This window comes from Shivajiella indica, from assembly GCF_042683085.1.
GTDB classification, from domain to species: domain Bacteria; phylum Bacteroidota; class Bacteroidia; order Cytophagales; family Cyclobacteriaceae; genus Shivajiella; species Shivajiella indica.
The window spans coordinates 75457-101184 of the sequence record NZ_JBHUIV010000002.1 but is presented as its reverse complement, the minus strand read 5'-3'; the positions used below and the strand labels follow the sequence as shown (position 1 = coordinate 101184).

Genomic DNA, 25728 nt, shown 5'->3' with positions numbered 1-25728 from the left:
TTAACTTTGGTCTAATGGACAAATACAAAGATCATACGGGTAGAAAAAAAGAGGTCGCACCTTTACAGGAAGCCTTTGAAGAACTATTGAAGGCTTACAGATTAAAAGATAAATTTGATGAAAGAATGGTTATTCAGGCTTGGCCTGAACTAATGGGCAAAACCGTTTCTTCTAGGACAAATTCTCTTTTTGTTAAAGAAAAAAAACTTTTTGTCAAAATAAGTTCGGGGCCCGTAAAGAATGAATTATCCATGAACAGGTCGAAAGTTTTGGATCTGATTGAAAATAGATTTGGAAAGGGAGTAATCAACGAAGTTGTTTTTCTATAATCAATCCTGTGCTGCAAAAACTTTTCTCATCAGAGCGGAGGTTCTTTCCAAGGGGTTTTCACGAATGTTTTTTTCTTCCTCAGCGATCAGAATAAACAAACCGTCAATTGCCTTTTCAGTGACATAAGCATTCAGGTCAGGGTCTATTTTCCTGTTGGTCAGAGGAATCGCATTATATGCATTGGCAATATCCCCGTAATATTTGGTTGCACCCACCTGGTTTAAGGATTCCTGAATTTTGGGTTGAAATAGTGTTACCAACTGACTTTGAGTAGTTCTCCTTAAATATTTTGTAGCTGCATCTGGCTCACCCTTAAGTATATTAAAAGCATCCTGAATAGTTAACTGCCTTATGGCATTGATAAATATTGGTTTGGCTTCTATTGCTGCTTTTTCAGCACCCCTATTGATGGCTAATAATGCCCTGTCCACTTCAGACCCTAATCCCATTTGCCTTAGGGTAGCCTCCACTCTTCGTGCATCTTCCGGCAATAAGATCCTGATCAGATCATTTTTGAAAAAGCCATCTGTCTGTGCTGCCTGATCTGCCCCTTTGCTTATTCCTTGGATCAAGGCTTCCTTTAAACCTGCTGATACTTCTTGTTGGGTCAGAGGACCCTGAGAACCTGCAGACTGGAGAATTTTATTTAGATCAGATGAAGAACAGGCAGAAAAAATGACACAAAAAAAGACAAATATCAACTGGTTTAAACGCATTATAAAGTGAGTTGGATTTAACATTATTTTATAAAGTTGACTTTAAATGTAGTCAGGATAATTAAGTTAGTTTTGGTAATATTGTGGACTTAGGTAATTAAATGATAAAACTTCCCAGTCTACATATCGGAAAAGTTAGCGTTTTGGTTGCGATATTGACCTGGCTATCCCTTTTATTTGTGGATATCACCAGAATTTTTGGTCTATTGCACCAACTTGAGTCAGGGGTTGCTCCTGAGGTATCCTTTATTCTGGAAATTACCTTTTATATCATGGTTTATATTTTTTATAACCACTCGATTGCCAAAAATGAAAGAAATGAATTTTTAAATTTGATTTGGAGGGGAGCATCTACAGGACTGCTAGCTTTAGGCGTTTCTCTGCTTATACGCTCATTTTATTTGTTGCTCGGTGATTCCCGTTTGGCCACAGATCCATTATTAAAGAATTTTTTCTATCACATCAATTTTGGACTGACCACCTTGTTTCTGATTTCATGTGCCTTACTATGGAAGCGTCTGATTTTATATCAAAAAACAAAAAAAATCGTCCAACAATGGCAGGCCTTTGAAATTCTCTTATTGATAAGCATGTTTTTTATATTCTTCAATAAGAACACCCTTGACTACAGCTTTTTGTTTGGGTTGGTATTCATCACCATTTTTTCCATTTCACTTTCTATTAATTTAAAATGGATTCCCTATCTGACTTTTAAAGAGAAATGGAAGTCGATCTTATTTTTAATAATCATCCTTATGGCTACTTCTTATTTGTTTATTGAAGTTTTGTCTTATAGTGATTCCAAAGTGATTTTGGTCAATCTCACTGATAACCTTTTTTTGATAGGGCTCTTTGCATTTGTTTTCTTTTATTCCCTTTTCAGTTTTCTGGTAACGCTGTTCAATTTACCAACCTCCTCTGTTTTTGAGCAAAAACTTGTAGAAGCGATAAATTTTCAGCGCTTAAGTCAGTCCATTAAACCAGGACAGAGTGAAAATGAGGTATTGGATATTTTGATAGATTCATGTATGAGTGCTTCTTATGCTGATGCCGGATGGCTGGAATTGAGAAATGATGAAGAATCAGTTTTTATGCATGAAAGATATATTGGTAAAAAAAACCTGGAACCACTATTTGATCTGATTAATGAAACCAAGCCCTTTGTGAATTTTAAATGGGAAAATGAGAGTAATGAAAACAAGGTTTTCCAGGGAAAAATCCCAGATTCATCTTATAAATCTGCCTTAATGGTTCCGTTGGTGGTCAATCAAAAAACTATTGGAAGAATTTATTTGGTAAAAGAGGTGAAAGATGGATTCAATAAAGAAATGGTAAATATCATTTCAACCTTTGTGGGACAGGCCTGTATTTCGGTTGAAAATTACAGGTTATTGAATGAAGCCATTAAAAATGAAAGGTATAAAGAAGAATTAAAAATTGCCCAAAGGGTGCAAAGAAGCCTCTTGCCTGACACCCTTCACCATGATGAAACCTTTGATATCTGTGGGTTTTCCATTGCAGCCGATGAAGTCGGTGGGGATTATTATGAAACCCAAAAATTGGGGGAAAATAAATATGTGCTGATTATTGGAGATGTATCCGGAAAAGGAACATCAGCAGCCTTCAACATGTCCCAAATGAAAGGGATTTTCCATAGTTTGGTTCAGCTTCAGCCAAAGCCAAGTGATTTCCTGATGATGGCAAATAATGCCTTGAGCCAATGCCTGGAAAAAAACCACTTTATTACGACCTCTTATTATATCATTGATACAGAAAAGAAATTGATCACCTATAGTCGTGCAGGCCATTGTCCCACCTTATTTTTCAATCACAATAAACAAGAATCAGAATATTTAAATATTGAGGGAATGGGTTTGGGTATGTTAAGAAATAACCTTTATAAAAAGTATGTCCATGAAAAAACATTTTCTTTTCAGGCAGGAGACATTTTAGTCCTCTATACAGACGGGATTGTGGAAGCAAAAAACAGCAAAGGAATAGAGTTTGGATATGAAAGATTAAAGGCAGTATTAAATGCTTCTGCTGATTTGGAAGTAGAGCAAATTCAAAACAAAATCGTTCAGGAGGTGTATAAATTTATCGGTAAAAACAAGATTGCAGATGATGATTATTCCTTAATGATCATAAAATTCAAATAATAACCAAAGAAGATATAAAGCGTATAATAAAATCATGTTGAACATTGAAAATATCAGACAAGATGGCTATTCCATCCTACATCTTTCAGGAGAAGTGGATGCCAGCAACTCTGTGGATTTGGATGCTGCTATCCAGGAAATGTTATCTCAAGGAGTTAACCGGATTTTGGTGGATGGAAGCAAATTGGAATACATCTCTTCGGCGGGATTGGGTGTTTTTATGTCCTATTTGGAGGAATTTCATGAAAAAGGTATTCAATTGGTTATTTTTGGATTATTGGAAAAAGTTCAACAAGTATTTGTCATTTTGGGATTGGACAAATTGATCACTCTAAAACCCAACATGGAAGAGGCGCTTGAGGCTATATTATGAGCAATAAGTTAAGGTTATATTGCAATACCAACCAATTGGTATATTTAAGGGAATTTTTAGACAAGACCCTACATGCCACTCCTTTGGGTGAGGTTGAACAGCACCAGGTTATCCTTGCAGTGGAGGAGATCTGTGCCAATCTAATCATTCATTCCCATTCATGTAACCCTGCCTCATTTATAGAAATAATGACTAAAATCTCAAATGAGCATGCTGTTTTTGAAATTTATGATTTTGGCCAAGGTTTCAATATACTGGAATACCAGGAACCTGATTTAACACATGTGATTAAAAGCAAGAGAAAAGGCGGACTGGGAATAATGCTGGTGAAGAAAATTATGGATAAAATAGAATTTGAGTCCAATGGCACAAAAAATACCTGCAGATTGTTTAAAAATTTGAAATCCAAATAATTGTTAATAATTGAAGGATAATCTTGATTGGCCCAAAATTTCTTCATTATAATTTGTAACATTGCAGTATCATTTTGGCAAATGATTCAATATGAATAAAAAGTATATATGGTATTCCATATTCTTCTTAGCCTTTTCGTGTAGTCCCAAACCTACTATTGTAAAGGAAGATACAGCACAGGAAATTCCGGTTCCTTTAATGACCATAGGCAACGAGGATATTTTTGCCGATGAATTCCTATACCTATTATCTAAAAACAGGCAGTTTCAGGACAAAAGTGAAAAAATAAGCCCAGAGGAATTTGAGGAGAATTTCGAATTATTCATCAATTATAAACTTAAGGTAAAAGAAGCTGAAAATTTGGGGCTAGATACCCTTGAAGAATTCAAGAGGGAGTTTGAAATTTTCAAAGAAGATTTAATCAAACCCTTCCTAATCAAAAATTCTTTGCAGGAAGGGGAGTTGATGAAAGCTTATAACAGGATGAAGGAAGTGGTCAAAGCTAGCCATATCCTGCTACAGTTCCCAAATAATTCAAGTAGGGAAGATACCATTGCTGTTTTTAGAATGGCCCAAAAGTTAAAAGCAGAAGCTGAAGCCGGTGCAGATTTCAACGAACTAGCAGAAAAGTATTCTGATGATCCTTCCGCTAAGGATAATAAAGGAAGCCTCGGCTACTTCACCGCCTTACAAATGGTCCATCAATTTGAAGATGCCGCATATTCCTTGCAAATCGGGCAGATTTCTGATCCCGTTCTTACCAATTTTGGATATCATATCATCAAATTAGAAGATAGAAAACCTAATCCCGGAGAAATTCGTGTGTCCCACATTCTTATCAGAACCCAAGAAGAGGACCCTATTGCAGAAGAAAGGTCATTGCGCAAGGTCGGGGACATATATACTGAACTTCAAAAACCGGAAAGCAACTGGGAAGAGGTGTGCAGCCTTTTCTCCGAAGACATGGGAAGCAAAAATTCAGGTGGTCTCTTGCCTTGGCTAAGTTTGGGCTCGGTAATTCCCGAATTTGAACGGGTGGCATTTTCATTGACTGAAATAGGAGAAATTTCTCCTCCTGTCAAAACACCTTATGGCTATCATATTATCAGATTGGAAGATAGGAGGCCCATTTCCAGTTATGAGGAAATGGAACCTGTGATTAAATCAAGAATTCTCAGGGATAGCCGTTCAACCTTGATTCAGTCACAAGTGGTCGCTATCCAAAAATCAAGGTATTCTTTTGAAGAGAATGAACCTGTGATTCATGAAATTCAGAACCTTTATGCACAACATCCTATAAATGATGTCCCAAAAATTATTGATTCCATGAATCTATCAGATAGTACCATTTTCTCAATACAGGAAAAAGGAACTTCTGTAATTGACTTCATGGATTTCATTCAGGCAGGAAAACAAAATGTCAGACCGGGAATGCAAAGTTATTTTGAAGCTTGGTATGATAAGTTTGTTGAAATAAGCCTTTCCAATGAAGAAGAAAAAGATCTCATGGAAAATAACAAAGAATACAAGTTATTGCTCAATGAATATAGGGACGGTATTTTGTTGTTTTCTCTGATGAATGAAAATGTTTGGCAAAAGGCTTTGATGGATAGTGTGGGCCAAGTGGAATTCTATGAAGAAAACAAAGATAAATATACCTGGAAACAAAGAGTCAGGGCTTTGATTGTTACCATGGGAAATGAAGAAAGCACAGCTTCTGTCAGAAGATTCCTTTCTGACAAAAAATACAGACCTGATCTATCAGATAGATTGGAAAACACTTTCCTCTTGAATAATCCTCTGGCATTTGTGATGGAAGAGGGATTATTTGAGTGGGAATCCCATCCAGTTTTACAAAAAGCTGACCTAAACAAAAGCTTCCAGGAATTAAAATTTAATGAAAAAATCCATTTTATATTGATTGGGGAGAAGTTAGCACCTGAACCAAAGAAATTTGCAGAAACAAGAGGAAAAGTCATACAAGATTACCAACAATTTCTGGATGAAAAGTTGATTGCTTCTTTAAAAGAAAATTATATCATCCGGATCAATGAGGATGAGAAACAAAAGCTTTACGATATCGCCGTTGAAAAGTAGGGTAGCCCTTTTATTGCTGATTGCCATCACCACTTCCTGTGATCTGTTTAAGTTTAAAACAGAAAATGACCTGGAAGATGATCCTATAATGGTCTCTGTGGACCAGCAATATTTAAGGAGATCTGATTTGGATCTGGTTAATACTAAGGGTTTATCTCCAGTAGATAGCGCCAATATCATCAATAGGTATATCCAATCATGGATAAAAAAGCAGTTGATGATCAAAGAAGCTGCAAAAACAATGGCCTTCGATGAGGCTGAAATTAACAGGAAACTCCTGGATTATAAATATACCTTGATGGTTTATGAGTTTGAGAAAGCTTATTTGGAAAAGAATCTCGATAAAGAAATTTCCAATGTGGCAATCGAAGAATATTATGAAGAGAATAAGAAGAATTTCAGTTTGAAAGAAATCATTGTAAGGACTAATTTCCTTAAAATGGAAAAGAACAATAACCAAAACAGAAATTTGGAAAGGTTATTGCGCTTACCTGAAGGACAGCAAAAAGATGCTATCAACAATATCGCCCTTCAACAGGCCATCAACTATTTTCTGGAAGACTCCACCTGGGTAAGAATTGATGACATTGTAGTAAATACACCATTGGCAACCAATCCAAATCTGGTAAGCCTGATTAGAAATGAAAAACTGATTTTGGTGGAAGATGATCGATATAAATATTATTTCAGAATTCTGGATTACAAACTCCAGGATCAAATTCCTCCTTTGGATTTTGTAAAAGATGAGGTAATTAAAATATTACTCAACAAAAAGAGAGTACAGCTCGTCGAAGAATTACAAAAAGAAATTTACAACCGTGCACTTGAAAACAATGAGTTCAAAATATATGATTAAATTAAAGTTCATACTAAGCGTTTTTTTGGGATTAACTTTAAGTATCGCTTATTCACAAACAAATACTGAAGAAAATACCTCTGTCCCAACCGGTCAGGTACTTGACAAAATCGTCGCAAAAGTAAACAATTACATTCTTTTGGAATCAGATGTGCAGAAGGCTTATCTGGAAGCAATTGCCCAATCCCAACAAGGTTTTGAGGCACCTACAAGGTGTGATGTTTTCGAATCCTTATTGATCAATAAATTGATGGTGGCAAAAGCTGAAATTGATTCAGTAATCGTGACGGATGCTGAGGTGGTCTTCCAAGCAGACCAAAGGTTCTCCATGGTCATGGCACAATTTGGCGGTGATGAAAGTATGTTAGCAGAGGTTTATGGGAAAACGGCAGACCAGATGAAAACGGAGATAGAAGAATCCCTAAAGGAGCAGATGATCATTCAAAAAATGCAACAGAAAATTACTGAGGGATTAGCAGTTTCTCCTGCAGAGGTTAAGAAATTTTATAATTCCATACCAAGGGATTCTTTGCCATTTTTCTCTGCTGAAGTTATTGTGGGCCAAATCGTAAAAAAACCTGAGGTCAACAAAGAAGTAAAAAGTCAAATGGAGAACCGTTTGAAAGAATTCAAGGAAATGATAATGAACGGAACAGCTGATTTCCAGACTTTGGCTAAAGAATATTCTGAAGACCCGGGATCAGCTTTGATGGGGGGAGAACTTGGTTTTTTCAGAAGAGGGGAATTGGCTCCTGAATATGAGGCAACTGCATTGGGTTTAAAGCCAGGTGAAATCAGTAACCCGGTGGAAACCGTATTTGGATTCCACCTGATCCAATTATTGGAAAGAAGAGGGAATACTTTTAATACCCGTCATATATTATTAAGACCAATGCCTTCGGAGGAAGATATTAAAAATGCAGAAAAATATCTTGACAGTCTCAGAACCCAAATTATTGATAAAAATATAGATTTTGCCAAAGCTGCCAAGGAATATTCAGATGACCGGGCTACCTCTGATAATGGGGGATTTTTTACGGATCCTCAGACAGCTTCCACAAGACTTACTTTAAGAACCTTAGAGGATCCTGTGTTATATTTTACCTTGGATAGTATGAAAGTCGGGACTTTGACCACCCCGATGAGATTTGAAGATGAAAGAGAGGGTACCAAAGTCAGGATATTATTTTATAAGGATAGATTCCCCGCCCATAGGGCAAATATGGAAGATGATTATGAGAAACTAAAAGCAGCAACAAAAAGACGAAAAGAAGAGGAAATTTTAGGTAAATGGTTTGTTTCTGCCAAAGAAGATGTATTTATTGATATTGACCCGTCATATGACCGCTGTGAAGCCTTAAAAGACAGGTAATAAAAAACCTCCATTGATGATAAACAATGGAGGTTTTTTTATCAATTCATGTTTTTCTTAAACATTAATCAAGGATTCCCTTCTTCTCATTTTTCCAGCTGGCAATCCGTACATCATTTTAAATCTCCTACAGAAGTAAGCGGTATCTTTATAACCGACTTCTTTTCCAATGTCCCTAATACTTTTCTTAGAGGTCCTCAGCAACTCAACAGCAGCCTCCATTCTTTGGTACTCAATATAATCCTGAGGATTAATCCCTGTCAACATTTTGAAATATTGTCCAACATAATCTTCAGATACGTTGGCAACCTTAGCCAATACTTTATTTGACAGGTCTCCACCTATATTCTTTTTGATGTAATTGAATAAATCAATCAACCTTGGATCTTTAAAATAAGTGCTATTCGTGGATAATTCTTCCACAAATAGTCTGTTTTTAAGGATATGCCGTACAATTTCAATAACCAGTAGTTCAGTCTGAATCTTCATCACCCTTTCTTTACCGGGAGTGTTTTGCTCAGATTCTTTAATTATATCCTCAATAATCGTGGCAATTCTATCATTGAATCTAATGGCAAAAGGAGGTATCCCCAAGGAATGGAAGAAATTAACCACATCAAAAACCTTAGCTTCAAAATTGATAAGCGTAATACTGTCCTCTTCCAGATTTTTTATTTCTTTGAAACTTATCGTTTGAAGGTACTTCCTTTTATTTTCAACAAAATGTTCATGGCTGATTTCACTCTTCTTTCCGGTAGATCCGAAAGAAATCGGGATTCGCCTTCCTGCAGGAATAAATAAAATTTCCCCTTCATTGACTAACTCCTGCTCTTCCCCAAATTTCAATACTCCTTGATGCAATAGAATAATGGCATTTTCTGTTTCTGTATAATCCAAAACAGATACTGCTTTTTCTATCTTAAAATTATTCCCCTTTAAAAAACGTACACCGACAGATTCTATGACTTTATTGTAATATTCCATGAAGACAATAGGTTAAAGTTTTTCTGTAAAAGTATAATAATTTTATTCATTCTTGTAAATTATGTAAATAAAAAATTAAAATTAAATGAAAAAAGGCATAAAATTTAGATTTTATGCCTTTTCATCAAATTATTATTTGATTATCTTAAAATACCTCTTGATATAACTATTTTTTGAATCTCACTGGTCCCCTCATAAATCTGGGTGATTTTAGCATCACGCATCAACCTTTCCACATGGTACTCTTTTACATAGCCATAACCGCCATGAACCTGTACCGCTTCAACAGTTACATTCATGGCTACTTCTGAAGCATATAACTTTGCCATAGCACTGGCATGGGCATAATCTTTACCCACATCTTTCAACCATGCCGATTTGAGTACCATAAGTCTTGCTGCTTCAATTTGTGTGGCCATATCAGCCAATTTAAATTGAATGGCTTGATGTTGACTGATGGTTTTTCCAAACGCTTTTCTTTCTTTTGAATAGGCCAAAGCAAGTTCATAAGCTCCAGATGCAATTCCCAAAGCCTGTGCAGCAATACCTATTCTGCCTCCATTGAGGGTCTCCATAGCAAAGGTAAATCCAAAACCTTCTTCCCCAATCCTGTTTTCCACCGGTACTTTTACATCAGTAAACATTAGGGAATGGGTATCCGATCCCCTAATCCCCATTTTATCTTCCTTTTTTCCGATAACAAATCCATCCCAGCCTTTTTCAACAATAAATGCAGAAATACCTTTATGTCCTTTGGATGCGTCTGTTTGGGCAATGACCAGGTAAACAGAAGCAGAACTTCCGTTTGTAATCCAGTTTTTGGTACCGTTTAAAAGATAATAATCCCCCTTATTTTCAGCTGCGGTCTTCTGAGAAGTCGCATCAGAGCCTGCTTCTGGTTCAGAAAGACAGAAAGCCCCGATGATTTCCCCTGTCGCCAAACGCTTTAAATATTTTTCCTTTTGGAATTCAGAACCATATTTCTCCAATCCCCAGCAAACCAAAGAATTGTTTACAGACATGGAAACGGAAGCAGAAGCATCAATTTTGGAAATTTCCTCCATCGCCAAAACATAAGAAATGGTGTCCATTCCTCCTCCATTATATTTTGGGTCTACCATCATACCCATGAAACCCAACTCTCCCATTTTTTTTATTTGTTCAAAGGGGAATTTAGCTTCGGTATCTCTTTCAATTACTCCCGGTAAAAGTTCTGTTCGGGCAAAATCTCTAGCTGCATCACGGACAGCCAGGTGCTCTTCAGTATAGTCGAAATGCATATGAATATTTGGGTTTAAATTATTTCAGCTTGGAAGTTAAAAACAAAAAAAATAAGGGACAATTTCTTGTCCCTTAAATGTAAACTCATTTGTAGGTTTTCAGTTTCTAAGAACTTAATCCCTATTTCCAAAGAAAACCATGATGTAGTAAGCCAAGGTAGCCAAAGCTGCTAAAGCAGCAACCACATAAGTCATGGCTGCCCATTTCAAGGCATCCTTAGACATGGCATACTCATCGGTGGTAACGATATTTCTGTCGCGAACCCAAGCCAAGGCCCTATTGCTGGCATCAAATTCCACAGGAAGGGTAATCAATGTAAATAAAGTCATTACTCCATAAGCACCAACTACAATTGCTCCGATCAATTCATAAGGAAATCCCAACGCAAAGCCACCAAACAAAGAGGCAATCAATACCACATTGAGGATTTTACCACTTACATTTTGTATGGGAACCATGGCAGATCTCATTTTTAACCAGGCATAGGATGTTGCATGTTGTACAGCATGGCCGCACTCGTGGGCAGCTACAGCTGCTGCTGCAGCATTTCTTCCATAATACACATCCGGACTTAGATTTACTGTTTTATTCAATGGATTGTAATGGTCTGTCAGCTGTCCTTCCACACTGAGGACCTTCACATCATAAATATTATGGTCAGCAAGCATTAATTCTGCTATTTCCTTTCCGGATAAATTAGCCCTTAAAGCTGTCTGAGAGTATTTATTGAATTTACTCTTGAGCTTTCTGCTGACTACGAAGCCCAAAAGGGCGAATACAATGACAATTAGTATAATCATAGTTTAATAATTTTGCTTTTCTTGTTACGAATTTAATAAGTTTTGGATGCCTTTTGCGCAGTAATTTTAAAGAAAATCCCAACAGAAACAAGGCCTGTCACAATCACAGTCAAAACCTGGCTTCCATGAACAATTACGGCAAAGATTTTCCCAGCCTCATTCGTCAAACCATAGGTCATCAAAATAAAGGCCACTAATGCATGAAAGGTACCTATACCCCCCTGAACAGGTGCAATCATGCCAATACTGCCCATTACCATAACCATTAACAAAGAACTTAATGACAAACTGGCAGTAGAAGGAATCGCCCATGCTACAAAAAGCATCATCAAATAATAAATTATCCAAATAGCAGCTGAACTTGCCCAAAAAGCAAATTGGCTATTTACTTTTTTCAAGCTGATAAAGCCGGTGACCAAATCCCTTAGAAAATGTTTTATCTTCTTCAAAAATCCGCTATCTCTGTATTTATGGAAAATAAAATAAACGAAAATTCCAGCTACCAATAAACCTCCTACTAATAAAGGTAAATAGCCCATGATTTTCCTGAACAAGCTTTCCAAGGAGACCAAATCATTGAGTAATTGTACAAAAACCCCTCCTTCCAGAACAAATGCCAGCAACATGGTCAATATTAAAAAAAACATGTCAATAGTTCTTTCCAAGATTACTGTTCCCAGAATCTTACCTACTTGCTGATCTTCAGTTTTGCTCAATACCACACATCTTCCAACTTCTCCTGCCCTGGGAACCAATAAATTGGTAAGGTTGCCGATCATCAATGCTATAAAAGACCTCAAGGTTCTAATTTGTATTTTCTCTCCTGCTTCCAATAAAAGCTTCCACCTCCAAGCCCTTATCCAATACCCTAACAAAGAAACCAATATGGATGCTGTTATCCAACTAAAGGAAGCTTCATTCAAAACCGCCAATAGACTTTGGATTTTAATATCCTTATACAAAAACCAAAAAATCCAGATAGCCACTGTAAATGACAACAACACCTGGATCCATTGTTTGTTATTTAATCTCACCCTAAATCAATTTATTATGGTCATCAGGAAAAATCACCACAGGCTTGTGCTTTTTCGCTTCAGTGAAATCCATTGAGCAGTATGAAATTATGATCACAATGTCCCCCACTTGGGCTTTCCTAGCTGCTGGTCCATTCAAACATATCATTCCACTACCTCTTTCCCCCTTGATAACATAGGTCTCCAGCCTTTCCCCATTATTGATGTTTACTATCTGTACTTTTTCATTTTCAATAATATTGGCAGCATCCATCAAATCCTCATCTACTGTGATACTGCCCACATAATGTAATTCCGCTTGGGTAATTTTCACCCTATGTATTTTTGACTTTAATACCTGAATGTGCATTTTTTGAAATTTTGCGCAAAATTAATCTAAAACTGAAATATTGTCTATCAACCTCACTTCTCCAACATAGGCAGCGGTACAAATGGAAACTGGAACTCCCGGCACTAAACAGTCCAGAATTTTCATTTCACTGGTATGGACTAGCTCATAATATTCCAATTCCACCCCCTGCTGAGCAGCAAACATCTTTTCAACAACATTTCGGACTTCTAACCAATCACGCCCTGCTAAAAGTTCAGTTTTAGAAAAAGTTAATGCTTTATACAAAATCAGGGACTTTATTCTATCTTCTTTACCCAATCGCAAATTTCGGGAAGACAAAGCCAATCCATCCTCTTCCCTAACGGTAGGCACAACCTCAATTTCCACATCAAATGAAAGGTCTTCTACCAATCTTTTGATCACCGCTACCTGCTGTAAATCCTTTTGTCCAAAGAATGCTTTATGGGGCTTAACAATATTTAACAATTTTGAAACCACTATACCTACCCCATTAAAATGTCCCGGTCTAAAAGAACCCTCCAGTACCCTTTCCAAATCTCCAAAATCCATTTTAAGTTTGGGCTGATGGGTGTAAATCTCTTGATTATCAGGAACAAATACACAATCCACCGCCATAGCTCTCAAGAGTTCTAAATCTTTTTCCAACGTTTTCGGATAATTTGAAAAATCACTGGGATTGTTGAACTGTGTGGGATTTACAAAAATTGACACGATGACAACACGAGTAGAATCTTTTGCTTTTTTCACCAATTCCAAATGACCATTGTGTAATGCGCCCATAGTTGGCACAAAACCAACGGTAATTTGGTCTTTTGCCAGATTTTGTCTGAAGGATTTAAAGGCTTCTTTGGAGTGGAGGATGATCACCGGAAATGCTTTTAAGAAACGTAAAATAGAGGCAAAACTATGTTATAATTCAGAAAAACAATGATTTTTCCAGTTTTTTTTTGTAACTTTGTGCGATTATTATCCCTCAATAAAAACAACAAGATATGTCAAAACTTCGTATCCTCTACGTTGCAAGTGAAATCAATCCATTTCTTCAAACATCAGAAGTAGCCAATTTCGTGAGAGCCTTACCTCAGGCAATGCAGGAAAAAGGAATGGAAATCCGTATTCTTGTACCAAGATTTGGACTAATTAACGAAAGAAAAAACAGATTGCATGAGGTAGTTAGGCTTTCGGGAATTAATATTGCCGTAGGAGAGGAAGAGAAACCATTGATTATCAAGGTAGCATCTATCCCGAATGCAAAACTTCAGGTATACTTTATTGACAACGAAGACTATTTCCAAAGGAAAAGCGTTTTCCATGACAAGCAGGAAAAATTCTATGAAGACAATGACGAAAGAGCTATTTTCTTCTGCAAGGGTGTTATTGAAACTGTTAAAAAATTAGGTTGGGCACCTGATGTGGTACATTGTAATGACTGGATGACCAGCCTAATACCGATGTATTTGAAGACAACTTATAAAAATGAGCCATTATTTAAGGATACAAAATCCGTATTTGCTATTTATAATACCGGATTTACCCATAAATTTGGCGACGATTTGTTGGAAAAAGTGAAAATGGTAGATATCGATGATGCCATTCTTGCTCCTCTCAAATCAAAAGATTACGAAGGGTTCCTGAAAATTGGAATGGAATATGCCGATGTAGTCATCAAGAGCGAAGAAATATCCGAAAACCTAAGCCAACTCATAGAAGAGTGCTCTAAAGACAAGAAGTGTGAGATTAACAGCGAAGAAGACGAACAACTTTTTGAAAGTTACTACAACATCTATACTGACCTCGCCGGCTAAGCTGGCCTCAGGTCTATTCATTATCTTTCACTTAATAAGTTCATGCGCAGATCCTTCCAATATTGGTTTGGCATTGGATCCTAACAACAATCAAATAGGGGTAGTCTACCAAGAGATACCCCTATCTCTTACTGTTGTCAAGCAAGATTCCTTATTGACCACCAATCCCGATAATTTGGTATTTGGTAGTGATGTCAGTGACTTTTTCGGTAAAACCGAAGGCATAGCCTATTCCAGGTTGCTATTTAATAGGGACGTTCCTAGACCTCTTGCCAATGCTGTACTGGATTCCGTGAGGTTCAATTTTAATGTCAGAGCGGTGAATGCGGATGATATTTCCACTCCGAAAAGCATACTGGTCCATCGACTGAATGAACAAATCCAGGACATTAATTATTATAATTTCAGTAGCTTGGAATACGAAGGAGATCCGATATTCAAGGCTTCATTTGACTTTTCAGAACGTCAGGACACTTTGGTGAATTTTAACCTCAGCGACAATGAATTTGCAAAATTGCTTTTTGAGGAAATCAAAGACGGAACAGTATTTTCAGACATCTTTACCTTTAGGGAATATCTTCCAGGACTTGTATTTAAAGGAGATGAACAAGAAGATGGTTCTATCACCGTAAGACCAGGAAACAACACAGGTTTTGTGTTTTTCTACAGAAATGAAGGCGATACCGTCTCAAGAACCTATCCAATTGCTACAGGTATTAATACCAATATTGCCCGACACTTTAATCAGGTGATCAATGACCCAACCGGAACGCCTACAGAGGCTATAACAGAGCCTTTTGTTGCCTATGATTTAGGAGGGAGGGCAGGATCCAAAAATAATACCGGTCTTTTGGTCAAATTGGACATGAGCCCCCTTGGTGCTTTCCTGGATACCCTTCAAAATGTCACATTCAACCAGGTTATCCTGGAATTGGGTCCTTTGGAAAAAAATGTGGTAACCAACCGGCCCCCACAATTCCATCAAATGTTGTTCACTAATGAAACCAATAGGGTTATATTGAGGAATGATGGAAGGGTAATGGCCGTACAGCCTGATGGAAGGCCTCAGGTTGATCCTGCGACGGGTGAACCTATTTATACAGATTCACCTTCCCTTTTGGCCCATGATAGGGAAAGGAATATTTACCGGCAATCGATCACATCCCACGTAAATGCCATTTACCGTAAAAACATTGAAAGACGCGACTTCCTACTTTATCCCTTAGTAGGAGGAGTGGATGAATACAGGCAATCCATGAGAGATTTTGTAATGGATTCCCAAAGCCCGGTTCTAAAAATATATTACTCTAGGACCAGAGCCTTCTAAAAATATTAATTTTAAGAAAGTATAGCAATCCAATGATTCAATTTTAAAGAAGTTGAATTATTGGATTCTTTTTTGCTATGCTTGTTTAAAAAACTTACATTTGATTTTTAAATATTTTTAAATATGTGCGGAATAGTAGCTTACGTAGGGCAACAAGAAGCATTGCCCATCATCATCAAAGGCCTTAAAAGATTGGAATATCGGGGATATGATAGTGCAGGTATTGCACTATTGAACTCTGAGGGCTTAAGTGTCTACAAGAAAAAAGGAAAGGTATCGGAACTTGAAAGCCATTTGAACGGTTTTACGAACCTTCATTCAACAATTGGAATTGGCCATACCCGTTGGGCGACACATGGTGAACCCAATGATATCAATGCACATCCCCATTACTCTTCCAGCGAAAAGTTTGCGATGATCCATAATGGCATCATAGAAAACTACGATGTCCTGAAAAAAGACCTGATGAATAAAGGATATCAATTTCATTCAGAAACAGATTCAGAAGTATTCATCAAATTTATCGAGGATGTATATGTCAATAACCACTGCAGTCTGGAAGAGGCCGTTAGGCTTGCCCTACACAAAGTGGTGGGGGCTTATGCGATTGTGATCATGAATAAAGAAGAACCGGATACCTTGATTGCCGCAAGAAAAGGCTCTCCATTGGTAATAGGGGTAGGCAAGGACGAATATTTCCTTGCTTCGGACGCTACACCTATCATAGAATATACCAATCAGGTAGTTTATTTGGATGATTATGAAATTGCGGTCATCAGAGATAATAAACTTCAGATCAAAACCATTGAGAATGTAGAAACCAATCCCTATATCAATCAATTGGAAATGGAGCTTGAAGCCATTGAGAAAGGGGGCTATGAGCATTTCATGTTGAAAGAAATCAACGAGCAGCCAAGATCCATTGCAGATTGCATGAGAGGAAGGTTGGATGCCAAAAACGGCAGGTTGGTATTGGGTGGATTAAGGGACTACATGAACAAATTCCAAAATGCCGACAGGATCATCATCACAGCATGTGGTACTTCCTGGCATGCCGGATTGGTGGCTGAATATCTTTTTGAGGAATTCGCAAGAATTCCGGTAGAAGTGGAATATGCATCTGAGTTCAGATATAGAAATCCCGTAATCAACGAAAAAGACTTTGTCATTGCCATTTCGCAATCCGGAGAAACAGCGGATACTTTAGCAGCCATCGAACTGGCAAAATCCAAAGGAGCTACCATATTCGGGGTATGTAATGTGGTGGGATCTTCTATTCCACGGGCGACGCATGCAGGTTCCTATACCCATGCCGGACCGGAAATAGGAGTGGCTTCTACCAAGGCTTTTACTGCACAGATTTCTGTACTAACTATGATGGCCTTAAAACTAGGATATCAGAGAGGAACACTATCTGAAAGCAGGTATATGCAGTTATTGAGCGAACTGGAAACCATTCCATCCAAAGTAGAAAGAGCCTTAAAATTGAATGATAAAGTAAAAGCAATCGCTGAAGAATATAAAGATGCCAGAAACTTCCTTTACCTGGGAAGGGGATATAATTTCCCGGTAGCTTTGGAAGGTGCCTTGAAATTGAAGGAAATTTCCTATATCCATGCCGAAGGATATCCGGCTGCAGAAATGAAACACGGGCCTATTGCTTTGATCGATGAAGAAATGCCGGTGGTATTTATTGCTACCAAGGACAGTTCCTACGAAAAAGTAGTGAGTAATATCCAGGAAGTAAAAGCCAGAAAAGGCAAAATCATTGCAGTGGTGACAGAAGGGGATACAACGGTCAAACATATGGCAGACCATGTGATCGAAATTCCCGAAACCGAGGAAGCCTTTGTTCCCCTAGTGGCTGTAGTTCCCTTGCAGCAACTGTCCTACCATATTGCAGTCATGAGAGGCTGTAACGTCGATCAGCCAAGGAATTTGGCGAAGTCGGTGACGGTGGAGTAAAAACAAACCAAGATAATAGAGATATTGTCAAAAGGGACTGCTTCAAAAACCTGAAGCAGTCCCTTTATACGTTGACACATTATGATTTGCTTTGTTAATCACAATTTTTAATATCTATAATATCCCAACCAAAATTGTTTATCAAAACATTTCTCCCTATTTCATCACAGTATTCAAGACCGGATATCATAGTCACATTTTTGGGAGTTAAAGCATTATTTGACCAACCAAGAAGTGTATTTTCATAATTTGATCTTGATGTTCTTGAGGAAAGAAAACTGTCTATGGAGGAAATATTTTGATTTAATGTCCAATTTCCTAGATTTTGATCAAATGACGAACCAAGAAACATAAAACTGATACCAACTACGTTACTTATATCCCAATTTTCAAGATTTTGATTAAATGGTGCAAATTCGAACATTGAAATCATAATTCTAACATTACTTACATCCCAACCACCAATAGGATGGTCAAAATTTGAATTTTTAAACATCCCTTCCATATTCTCAACATTACTAACATTCCATTTGCCAATGGGTTGATTAAATGGGCTTTCTGCAAACATATGCACCATACTTGTAACTTTTCTTACATCCCAATTACCGATAGGTTGATTAAATGGTGTGCCTTTGAACATTGCGTTCATACTTTTAACATTACTTACATCCCAATTACCGATGGGTTGATTAAATTTTCCTTTGTAAAACATCCCGGACATGGCCGTAACATTACTAACATCCCACTCACCTATTGGTTGATTAAACTCACTTCCCAAAAACATTGAAAACATATCTGTAACATTGCTTACATCCCAATTTGATATTGGCTGATTGAATGTACTTACAGAAAACATCCAGCTCATATTTGTAACGTTGCTTACATCCCAGTTTGATATTGACTGGTTGAATTCATACTGTATCCCATAAACCATAAAATCACCATAATTCCCTTCAAATAAAGAACTCATATCCGTCACCAAAGAAGTACAAACACAGGTAAGGTCAGCACCTTCATCCCTCCTTTGGATCAGTAATTCCCTGTCCACTGCTTCGTATATCTTACCTTTTACAATACCCTTGTCTCCAGGTTGGGCATCCGGACATTTGATCGTGCCGTTTGCATCATAAAACTTTCCCGATACCAACTCTATCACCTCCTCTTCATATTCAAATGCCCCCATCACCAGATCAATAAAATTTACATTGCCTTCACTGAGTTCGAGTATGAAATTATAGTGCCAGTATTTCACTATCTCAAGGTTTCTTTCAATTGTAGTACCTGAATAGGATTCAATAATCTCCAGCTTGGTAGGTGTACTTCCTTTGGCGTAGATAAACCGGAAGGAGTCGTCACCAAGCACTGCCAGATTTACCGGGCTATTTTCTCCCGTTGACACAACCGAACTGCTGACATACCGGTTGTTTACCGTCACTAGACCATAATCCGTGGTGGCCTGTAGGGTAATATCCATGCTTTCTGAACTGAGCGTGAATTCTCCTGAGGCCTCAAAGGGAAGAAAAGGTTCAAATTCACCCCCTTCCACAACCGACCTGAATGAATAATCGCCGAATGGAAGTGTAATCTTGTAGGCCTGGGTAAAATTGTTGGGGTTGTAATCCAAGGTATATTTCTGTCCGTTGACCTTGTTTTCAATCTCTATCTTGGCCGTATTCTTATACACATGCTTCCATGTAGATTCTGCCAGAATCCTGTCATTAGCTCCTCCTGTCTGGAATAATTCAATACCAAAGCCTTTGAATACCACATCACCTGTATTGGAATTGAATGTTTCCATCTCAAAACATGCAGACATCGTTAATAACAACGCAATCAACAATGTCTTTCCCGAGAAATTTATTGCTTTCATAACCTGAAAATTTAATTAAACTTAAAAAAGCTTATTATGCCGTTCACATATTCTAAAATACACTTCAATATTTCAAAAAAAGGAAAAATCATGTAGCATTGTGAACACAAGTAGTGTTACATATTGTTATATGTTTTTTTTCTTATCCTTGAAATAAAACCTGATAAGGATTTTACTCCCTGCCAGTTTCTCAAAATAAACCACTTACTTCGACCTCACACAGCAAAATTCCAGGTAATAAATAAATAGTTAATTTTGGGAACTACCGGGAAATAAATTGTTAAAAAGACCGAACTGCTCGAACATAGGGGTAGTCGAAGAGCTTAGAGTCGTCGAACTGGGTCCCATAGGTAAAGCTCTGGGCCCATGCGCCGTTGATATAGTCGGCCTCTGTGGAACTCCAATATGAGGCACCGTTTCCAACAAAATTTCCAATCACATCTTTACTTAGATAAAGTTTGTTCAACTCATCTAAGCTGGGTAAATACCAATCGTCATAACCACCTAAAACTAAATCATTACAGAGTGATGCCGCATAGATTCCATCTCCTTGAGCATTTACTATTGCTGTTGTATTTGATTGCCCTGTGCCCAAAGCTGTTCCTGTTGCCCCTGTTGTTATGTAAATTCCGTTGTACCATGCTGCTCTACCTAGATCACTTGGAGCAGCTATTATACCATGGGTTACATTCGCATCATAACCAGGATCACCTGGCTGTAAGATATAGGCAATTATACCCCCTTGAAAGGAATCGCCAATTTGAAGATTTGATCCTATAGAAATTACCTCCTCCTCATACTCAAATGCCCCCACTACCAAGTCTATAAAATTAACGTTTCCCTCACTGAGTTCGAGTATGAAATTATAGTGCCTGTATTTCACTATCTCAAGGTTTCTTTCAATTGTAGTACCTGAATAGGATTCAATAATCTCCAACTTGGTAGGTGTACTTCCCTTGGCGTAGATAAACCGGAAGGAGTCGTCACCAAGCAATGCCAGATTTACCGGGCTATTTTCTCCCGTTGACACAACAGCACTCGTAACAAACTGATTCTTTACCGTTATCAAACCATAATCCGTGGTGGCCTGTAGGGTAATATCCATGCTTTCTGAACTGAGTGTGAATTCTCCTGAGGCCTCAAAGGGAAGAAAAGGTTCAAATTCACCCCCTTCCACAACCGACCTGAATGAATAATCGCCGAATGGAAGTGTAATCTTGTAGGCCTGGGTAAAATTGTTGGGGTTGTAATCCAAGGTATATTTTTGTCCGTTGACCTTGTTTTCAATCTCTATCTTGGCCGTATTCTTATACACATGCTTCCATGTAGATTCTGCCAGAACCCTGTCATTAGCTCCTCCTGTCTGGAATAACTCTATGCCAAAGCCTTTGAATACAACATCACCCGTATTGGAAGTGAATGTATCAATCTCAACACATGCAGACATCGTTAATAACAGCGCAATCAACAATGTCTTTCCCGATAAATTTATTGCTTTCATAACCTGAAAATTTAATTAAACTTAAAACAGCTTATTATGCCGTTCACATATTCTAAAATACACTTCAATATTTCAAAAAAAGGAAAAATCATATAGCATTGTGAACACAAGTAGTCTTACATATTGTTACATGTTTTTTCTTAATCTTAAAATAAAAACTAAAAAGGACTTTATTCCCTGCCAGTTTCTCAAAAATTCGCCTGCGAAGCGGATAAATGGTTAAAAAGCCCGAACCGCACGAACTCTAGCCGTGGAGTTCTTAGTGAGCCCGCCCTGGCCGCCTCTATCGAATCCCTGTATCCAAGCGTAGACGTTAGCATTTTCCCAATCGTTCTCGCTGGAACTCCAATAGGAGGCAGAAACAAAACCGCCAATTGCCACTCTATTCAGATAAAGTTTGTTCAACTCGTCTCTGCTGGGTAAATACCAATCACTATAACCACCTAAAACTAACTCGTTACATAACTTAGCTGCTATTCCTGCTTCTGCACAACCGCTCACTATAGCGTTGGTATTAGCTGCACCTGTTCCTATTGCTGTACTTGTACCATCAAAAAAAGTTCCAAAACAACCCCATGCTGCACCTGTACTTTGATCATTTGGAGCAGCTATTATGCCGTGGGTTTCATTTGCCACATATCCCGGATCGCCCGGCTGTAAGATATAGGCAATAATACCGCCTTGAAAGGAATCCCCGACTTGAAGATTTGATCCAATGGAGATTACCTCCTCCTCATAATCAAATGCTCCCATCACCAGATCTATAAAATTTACATTGCCTTCACTGAGTTCGAGTATGAAATTATAGTGCCTATATTTCACTATCTCAAGGTTTCTTTCAATTGCAGTGCCCGAATAGGATTCAATAATCTCCAGCTTGGTAGGCGTACCTCCCCTGGCATAGATAAACCGGAAAGATTCATCTCCAAGCAATGCCAGATTTACAGGGCTAATTTCTCCCGTAGACACAACAGCACTAGTAACAAACTGATTCTTTACCGTTATCAAACCATAATCCGTAGTGGCCTGCAGGATAATATCCATACTTTCTGAACTTAAAGTGAATTCTCCCGACACCTCAAAAGGAAGAAAAGGCTCGAATTCTCCCCCCTCAACTACCGAGCTGAAAGCATAGTTTCCATAGGGAAGTGTGATCCTGTAGGCCTGGGTAAAATTGTTGGGGTCGCAATCCAAGGTATATTTCTGTCCGTTGACCTTGTTCTCAATCTCTATCTTGGCCGAATTCTTATACACATGCTTCCATGTAGATTCTGCAAGAACCCTGTCATTAGTTCCTCCGGTCTGGAATAATTCTATGCCGAAACCATTGAATGACACAACGCCATTCTCTGAAGTGAATGTCTCGATCTCGAAACATGCAGACATTGCTAATAACACCGCAATCAACAATGCCTTTCCTGATAAATTTATTGATTTCATGACCTAAAAATTTAATTAAACATAAAACAGCTTAATATGCCGTTCACATATTCTAAAATACACTTCAATAGTTAAAAAAAAGGAAAAATCGTGTAGCATTGTGAACACAAGTACTGTTACATATTGTTACACATTTTTAATCTTTCTATTATGAAAATTTGGCTAGACCGTTTTTTAGAGGAAGGCATAAAATATTATTCTTAATCTATCCACCAAAGAAAAGATGTTTTATACAAGTTACTAATGTATAGATACTTATCTAAATAAAGGGATTTAATGGAGAGTGGAAAAATTCTTTATGGTCATAAAAACCATAATTCAATTTGAAAAAATTAACATTCTCTTTATTTACTTAAAAAATAGAATTAAGTACGAAAATAGTAGTTAATAATTTATAAAAAAGACTGCTCCCATCAACCTTATGCAGCCCTTTTTTATACTTCAATCTACTAAATATTATTCTTTGGATTGTATCCTCTTCCCCATATCATACACTGTTTTGGAGATACATTCCCCCTCCTCATTGAAGATTTCCCAAACCCCATCGAATTGATCATCTTTATAATGCCCTCTGATTTCAAGCTTTCCATCCGGGAAAAAGCATTCCCATAAACCATCTTTCATTCCTTCCTTATAATGGCCTTGTGTTTCAACATTCCCATTTTTATAAAAAGATTTGAAAAATCCATGGGATTGGCCTTCGATAGTTTCACCGGTCTCTTTGATTTCACCTGTACTGAAATATTCGGTGTATTGGTCTCTTTCTTCCATACTAACTGATATTTTATAAGTTTAAATAATGAACTGAAAATAAGCATTAAATCAATAAATGAGTAAATTTTTAACACATTAATTTTTAGAAAACTCCCCATTAAAAAATCATGTTTCTATGATGCAATAAAAAGGAATTGTTTTGTACTTTAGGATTCAAGACTGGTAGAAATCCATTATTGAACTTATGACCCTTACTCGAAGAACCAGATTTTTGATATTGATTCTTTTCTTTATTACAGGTGTCACCAAAGCCGGTGAATACTATTTTTTCAGAACTGATCCATTCAATTATTACAGAATCAATGGTTTTTCTTTTTTACCTGAAGGTTTGAATCTGGAATTTTTGGATAGCTTAAATAAGGTTTACAATAACATAGGAAGAACTTATTTGATATTCAATTCCCAAAAGGGATATAAGCTCCATGTACGCTGTACTTTTGACCTATTCCAACTGTCCGAAGATGGAATAGAGAATCTATATAAATTTGATAACAGTGGATACCTCTGTAGGCCAAAAATGTTTGAAAGAGATGGAAAAATATATAATCTTGGAGGATATGGAATGTGGAATCATAATTCAGATTTGTTGGTTTTTGATGAATCAACAGGTTCATGGGAATTTGTTGCAACCTTGAATCAACCTTTGCATTACACGGGTCAATCATTCAATTCCGATACTGGCATTTTTGTGCTTTTCGGCAACCATGTTAATCCCAGGATACCGTTAAATGAAATGGAAGATCATGGCTTTTTTTTAAATTGGAATAACAAAGAATGGCATAAAATAAAAGTTCATATTGAAAGGAAAAGCAGATTAGAATTTAGAAACTCCATGTATTATGATGGGCATATCGAGCTAAAAGATTTTTTCATATTTAAAAATATCGACCCTGACGTAAGTAAAGAGGGCTTATTCTTGGTTGATAAAAATTCTCTTGAAATTTTTTTTAAAAGGGTATCCTTCGAAAGTCTCTATGGTTCACCCTACTTACAAATTATAGATAATACTCTCTTTTATCAAAATACTCTGGGTGCTCATCATTCAATGGATATTGAGTCTATGTTCAACAATTCGACCAAAGTAGGATATATTGAGATCCTGGATAATTCAGGGAACATTTTTGAACAGTATAGATATCCTTTACTCATCTTCTTGGGATTTTCAGTGATTCTTTTATCCACATTCTTTTATGTAAAATTTAAGAAGAAAGAACCTATAAAAGAAACAAGCAGAGACGAAACTGAAATTGATGTTGTCACCAGCATCATCAAAAAATTGGGGCCTGTTTCCGGTCAGACCTTGGACATTGACGCCCTTGACAACATTTTGGGAATAAATAATATTCCTAATCTTGACAACCGTAGGGTCAGGAGGTCAAGAATGATCATGGACATTAACACCAATTACAGGTTCTCAAATGGTAAAGATCTGATCAAAAGGGTAAAAAAGTCCGATGACAAAAGATACACCTATTATTCTATAGAACCCTGAATTTGTCTAACCTATGGAATATGTATCAATAGGTAACAAAGAAATGTTACACAATGCTACATGATTTTTATTGTCCAATCTTCCCTAGTATCCTAAATTAAGCTCAAATCAGGTTATAGGATCTGGGTGATGTTCTATACCGACGCTTGAGTTTTTAAATTTCTGCTCTTAAAAGGAATATCTTATTCTCACGGAAATTTTCCTTGATGCCCGCGACAATTTTTTGCGGGATTTTTAACTTAAATCGCCTCACTGGAATAAATCACACCATCTTTCCCTCTAACTTCCAAACGCCCGCTTTCTGTGATTACCCAAGTATCTTGGGAGGATTGGTCTTTGAGACTGAATATTTTCATTCCTCCCTCCTCCTTCATCACCATCTCAGAAATATTGACAGTACCATCATTCAACTCCTCATTTTTATAATATTTACCCAAATGGTGTTCAATTTTAAGTTCCCCACCACCAAAAGAGGAAGGAATGGTCCATTTACCTATCAAACCAAAAGATTCTGCATTTGATTCTTCTACTTCAGTTGGAGTGTTTTTCGTAATGGATTCAACTTCTACCGATTGGTCAGCTTTCTCAGAAGTATCTCCTGATTGGTTTCGTCCAGCACAAGAAAGAAGAAGTCCTATGGTCAAGAAAAGAATATAGTTTTTCATAAATTGAATAAATTAATTCAGTGAACTTAAATTTAATAAGATAGCATGATTCATTACAAAACTTATTCGTTGATTTTACATGGTTGGTATTGAGCAAAACCAACAAATTTGCATTTTGTAT

The 25728-nt window shown here is 37.3% G+C and carries 23 protein-coding genes; 11 read left to right on the top strand and 12 right to left on the bottom strand.

Annotated features, from left to right (window positions below):
- The first annotated feature begins 14 nt into the window (after positions 1 to 14).
- On the top strand, positions 15 to 329 hold the full coding sequence (locus tag ACFSKV_RS00425) for a DciA family protein (RefSeq protein WP_380799536.1): 315 nt from the start codon (positions 15 to 17) through the stop codon (positions 327 to 329).
- Here ACFSKV_RS00425 and ACFSKV_RS00420 read toward each other — a convergent pair whose 3' ends face one another.
- Positions 330 to 1046, bottom strand: coding sequence for a DUF4197 domain-containing protein (locus ACFSKV_RS00420; protein ID WP_380799535.1), 717 nt, complete (start codon positions 1044 to 1046; stop codon positions 330 to 332).
- 101 nt (positions 1047 to 1147) lie between these two features.
- Between ACFSKV_RS00420 and ACFSKV_RS00415 the strand changes: the two genes are divergently transcribed.
- From ACFSKV_RS00415 to ACFSKV_RS00390, 6 genes are all read left to right on the top strand, one after another.
- Positions 1148 to 3205: a GAF domain-containing SpoIIE family protein phosphatase gene (locus tag ACFSKV_RS00415; RefSeq protein ID WP_380799534.1), complete on the top strand. Its 2058-nt coding sequence runs from the start codon at positions 1148 to 1150 to the stop codon at positions 3203 to 3205.
- A gap of 34 nt (positions 3206 to 3239) precedes the next feature.
- Positions 3240 to 3578 carry an STAS domain-containing protein gene (locus tag ACFSKV_RS00410; RefSeq protein ID WP_380799532.1) on the top strand — a complete coding sequence of 113 codons (339 nt, stop codon included), beginning with the start codon at positions 3240 to 3242 and terminating at the stop codon, positions 3576 to 3578.
- On the top strand, positions 3575 to 3991 hold the full coding sequence (locus ACFSKV_RS00405; protein WP_380799531.1) for an ATP-binding protein: 417 nt from the start codon (positions 3575 to 3577) through the stop codon (positions 3989 to 3991). Before ACFSKV_RS00410 ends, ACFSKV_RS00405 begins: the two co-directional genes overlap by 4 nt.
- Positions 3992 to 4082: 91 nt before the next feature.
- Entirely contained in the window at positions 4083 to 6089 is a 2007-nt protein-coding gene (locus ACFSKV_RS00400; RefSeq protein ID WP_380799530.1) for a peptidylprolyl isomerase, read from the top strand.
- On the top strand, positions 6049 to 6945 hold the full coding sequence (locus tag ACFSKV_RS00395) for a peptidylprolyl isomerase (protein ID WP_380799529.1): 897 nt from the start codon (positions 6049 to 6051) through the stop codon (positions 6943 to 6945). Before ACFSKV_RS00400 ends, ACFSKV_RS00395 begins: the two co-directional genes overlap by 41 nt.
- Positions 6938 to 8317, top strand: coding sequence for a peptidylprolyl isomerase (locus ACFSKV_RS00390; RefSeq protein WP_380799527.1), 1380 nt, complete (start codon positions 6938 to 6940; stop codon positions 8315 to 8317). Before ACFSKV_RS00395 ends, ACFSKV_RS00390 begins: the two co-directional genes overlap by 8 nt.
- 57 nt (positions 8318 to 8374) lie before the next feature.
- Here ACFSKV_RS00390 and ACFSKV_RS00385 read toward each other — a convergent pair whose 3' ends face one another.
- From ACFSKV_RS00385 to panC, 6 genes are all read right to left on the bottom strand, one after another.
- Positions 8375 to 9301 (bottom strand): helix-turn-helix domain-containing protein, encoded by a 927-nt coding sequence (locus ACFSKV_RS00385; protein ID WP_380799526.1) that lies wholly within the window; start codon positions 9299 to 9301, stop codon positions 8375 to 8377.
- 140 nt (positions 9302 to 9441) lie between these two features.
- Positions 9442 to 10581: an acyl-CoA dehydrogenase gene (locus tag ACFSKV_RS00380; protein WP_380799525.1), complete on the bottom strand. Its 1140-nt coding sequence runs from the start codon at positions 10579 to 10581 to the stop codon at positions 9442 to 9444.
- Between the two features lie 114 nt (positions 10582 to 10695).
- Entirely contained in the window at positions 10696 to 11382 is a 687-nt protein-coding gene (locus ACFSKV_RS00375) for a zinc metallopeptidase (protein WP_380799524.1), read from the bottom strand.
- Positions 11383 to 11414: 32 nt separating this feature from the next.
- Positions 11415 to 12416 (bottom strand): lysylphosphatidylglycerol synthase transmembrane domain-containing protein, encoded by a 1002-nt coding sequence (locus ACFSKV_RS00370; RefSeq protein WP_380799523.1) that lies wholly within the window; start codon positions 12414 to 12416, stop codon positions 11415 to 11417.
- A gap of 1 nt (position 12417) precedes the next feature.
- Positions 12418 to 12765 carry an aspartate 1-decarboxylase gene (panD, locus tag ACFSKV_RS00365; protein ID WP_380799522.1) on the bottom strand — a complete coding sequence of 116 codons (348 nt, stop codon included), beginning with the start codon at positions 12763 to 12765 and terminating at the stop codon, positions 12418 to 12420.
- A gap of 21 nt (positions 12766 to 12786) precedes the next feature.
- A complete protein-coding gene (gene panC / locus ACFSKV_RS00360) occupies positions 12787 to 13635 on the bottom strand; it encodes a pantoate--beta-alanine ligase (RefSeq protein WP_380799520.1) in 849 nt (282 codons plus the stop codon).
- A 125-nt stretch (positions 13636 to 13760) separates the two neighbouring features.
- On the opposite strand from panC, the gene ACFSKV_RS00355 reads away from it, so the two are divergent.
- From ACFSKV_RS00355 to glmS, 3 genes are all read left to right on the top strand, one after another.
- Complete coding sequence (locus ACFSKV_RS00355) at positions 13761 to 14573, top strand: glycogen/starch synthase (RefSeq protein ID WP_380799519.1); 813 nt, start codon at positions 13761 to 13763, stop codon at positions 14571 to 14573.
- Positions 14500 to 15900 carry a DUF4270 family protein gene (locus ACFSKV_RS00350; protein ID WP_380799518.1) on the top strand — a complete coding sequence of 467 codons (1401 nt, stop codon included), beginning with the start codon at positions 14500 to 14502 and terminating at the stop codon, positions 15898 to 15900. Before ACFSKV_RS00355 ends, ACFSKV_RS00350 begins: the two co-directional genes overlap by 74 nt.
- Positions 15901 to 16023: 123 nt before the next feature.
- The gene (glmS, locus tag ACFSKV_RS00345) at positions 16024 to 17865 is read left to right on the top strand and encodes a glutamine--fructose-6-phosphate transaminase (isomerizing) (RefSeq protein ID WP_380799517.1); all 1842 of its coding nucleotides are present in this window, start codon (positions 16024 to 16026) and stop codon (positions 17863 to 17865) included.
- 94 nt (positions 17866 to 17959) lie between these two features.
- Here the strand turns inward: glmS and ACFSKV_RS00340 are convergent, their stop codons facing one another.
- The 4 genes from ACFSKV_RS00340 to ACFSKV_RS00325 all read right to left on the bottom strand — a co-directional run bounded on the left by ACFSKV_RS00340 (position 17960) and on the right by ACFSKV_RS00325 (position 23447).
- Positions 17960 to 19735 carry a BspA family leucine-rich repeat surface protein gene (locus tag ACFSKV_RS00340; RefSeq protein ID WP_380799516.1) on the bottom strand — a complete coding sequence of 592 codons (1776 nt, stop codon included), beginning with the start codon at positions 19733 to 19735 and terminating at the stop codon, positions 17960 to 17962.
- 280 nt (positions 19736 to 20015) lie between these two features.
- Complete coding sequence (locus tag ACFSKV_RS00335) at positions 20016 to 21236, bottom strand: Lcl C-terminal domain-containing protein (protein ID WP_380799515.1); 1221 nt, start codon at positions 21234 to 21236, stop codon at positions 20016 to 20018.
- Between the two features lie 219 nt (positions 21237 to 21455).
- A complete protein-coding gene (locus ACFSKV_RS00330) occupies positions 21456 to 22622 on the bottom strand; it encodes an Lcl C-terminal domain-containing protein (protein ID WP_380799514.1) in 1167 nt (388 codons plus the stop codon).
- 510 nt (positions 22623 to 23132) lie between these two features.
- Positions 23133 to 23447 (bottom strand): toxin-antitoxin system YwqK family antitoxin, encoded by a 315-nt coding sequence (locus tag ACFSKV_RS00325; RefSeq protein WP_380799512.1) that lies wholly within the window; start codon positions 23445 to 23447, stop codon positions 23133 to 23135.
- A 187-nt stretch (positions 23448 to 23634) separates the two neighbouring features.
- On the opposite strand from ACFSKV_RS00325, the gene ACFSKV_RS00320 reads away from it, so the two are divergent.
- A complete protein-coding gene (locus tag ACFSKV_RS00320; protein WP_380799511.1) occupies positions 23635 to 24942 on the top strand; it encodes a Kelch repeat-containing protein in 1308 nt (435 codons plus the stop codon).
- Positions 24943 to 25181: 239 nt separating this feature from the next.
- Here the strand turns inward: ACFSKV_RS00320 and ACFSKV_RS00315 are convergent, their stop codons facing one another.
- The gene (locus ACFSKV_RS00315) at positions 25182 to 25607 is read right to left on the bottom strand and encodes a hypothetical protein (RefSeq protein ID WP_380799510.1); all 426 of its coding nucleotides are present in this window, start codon (positions 25605 to 25607) and stop codon (positions 25182 to 25184) included.
- Between the last annotated feature and the right edge of the window lie 121 nt (positions 25608 to 25728).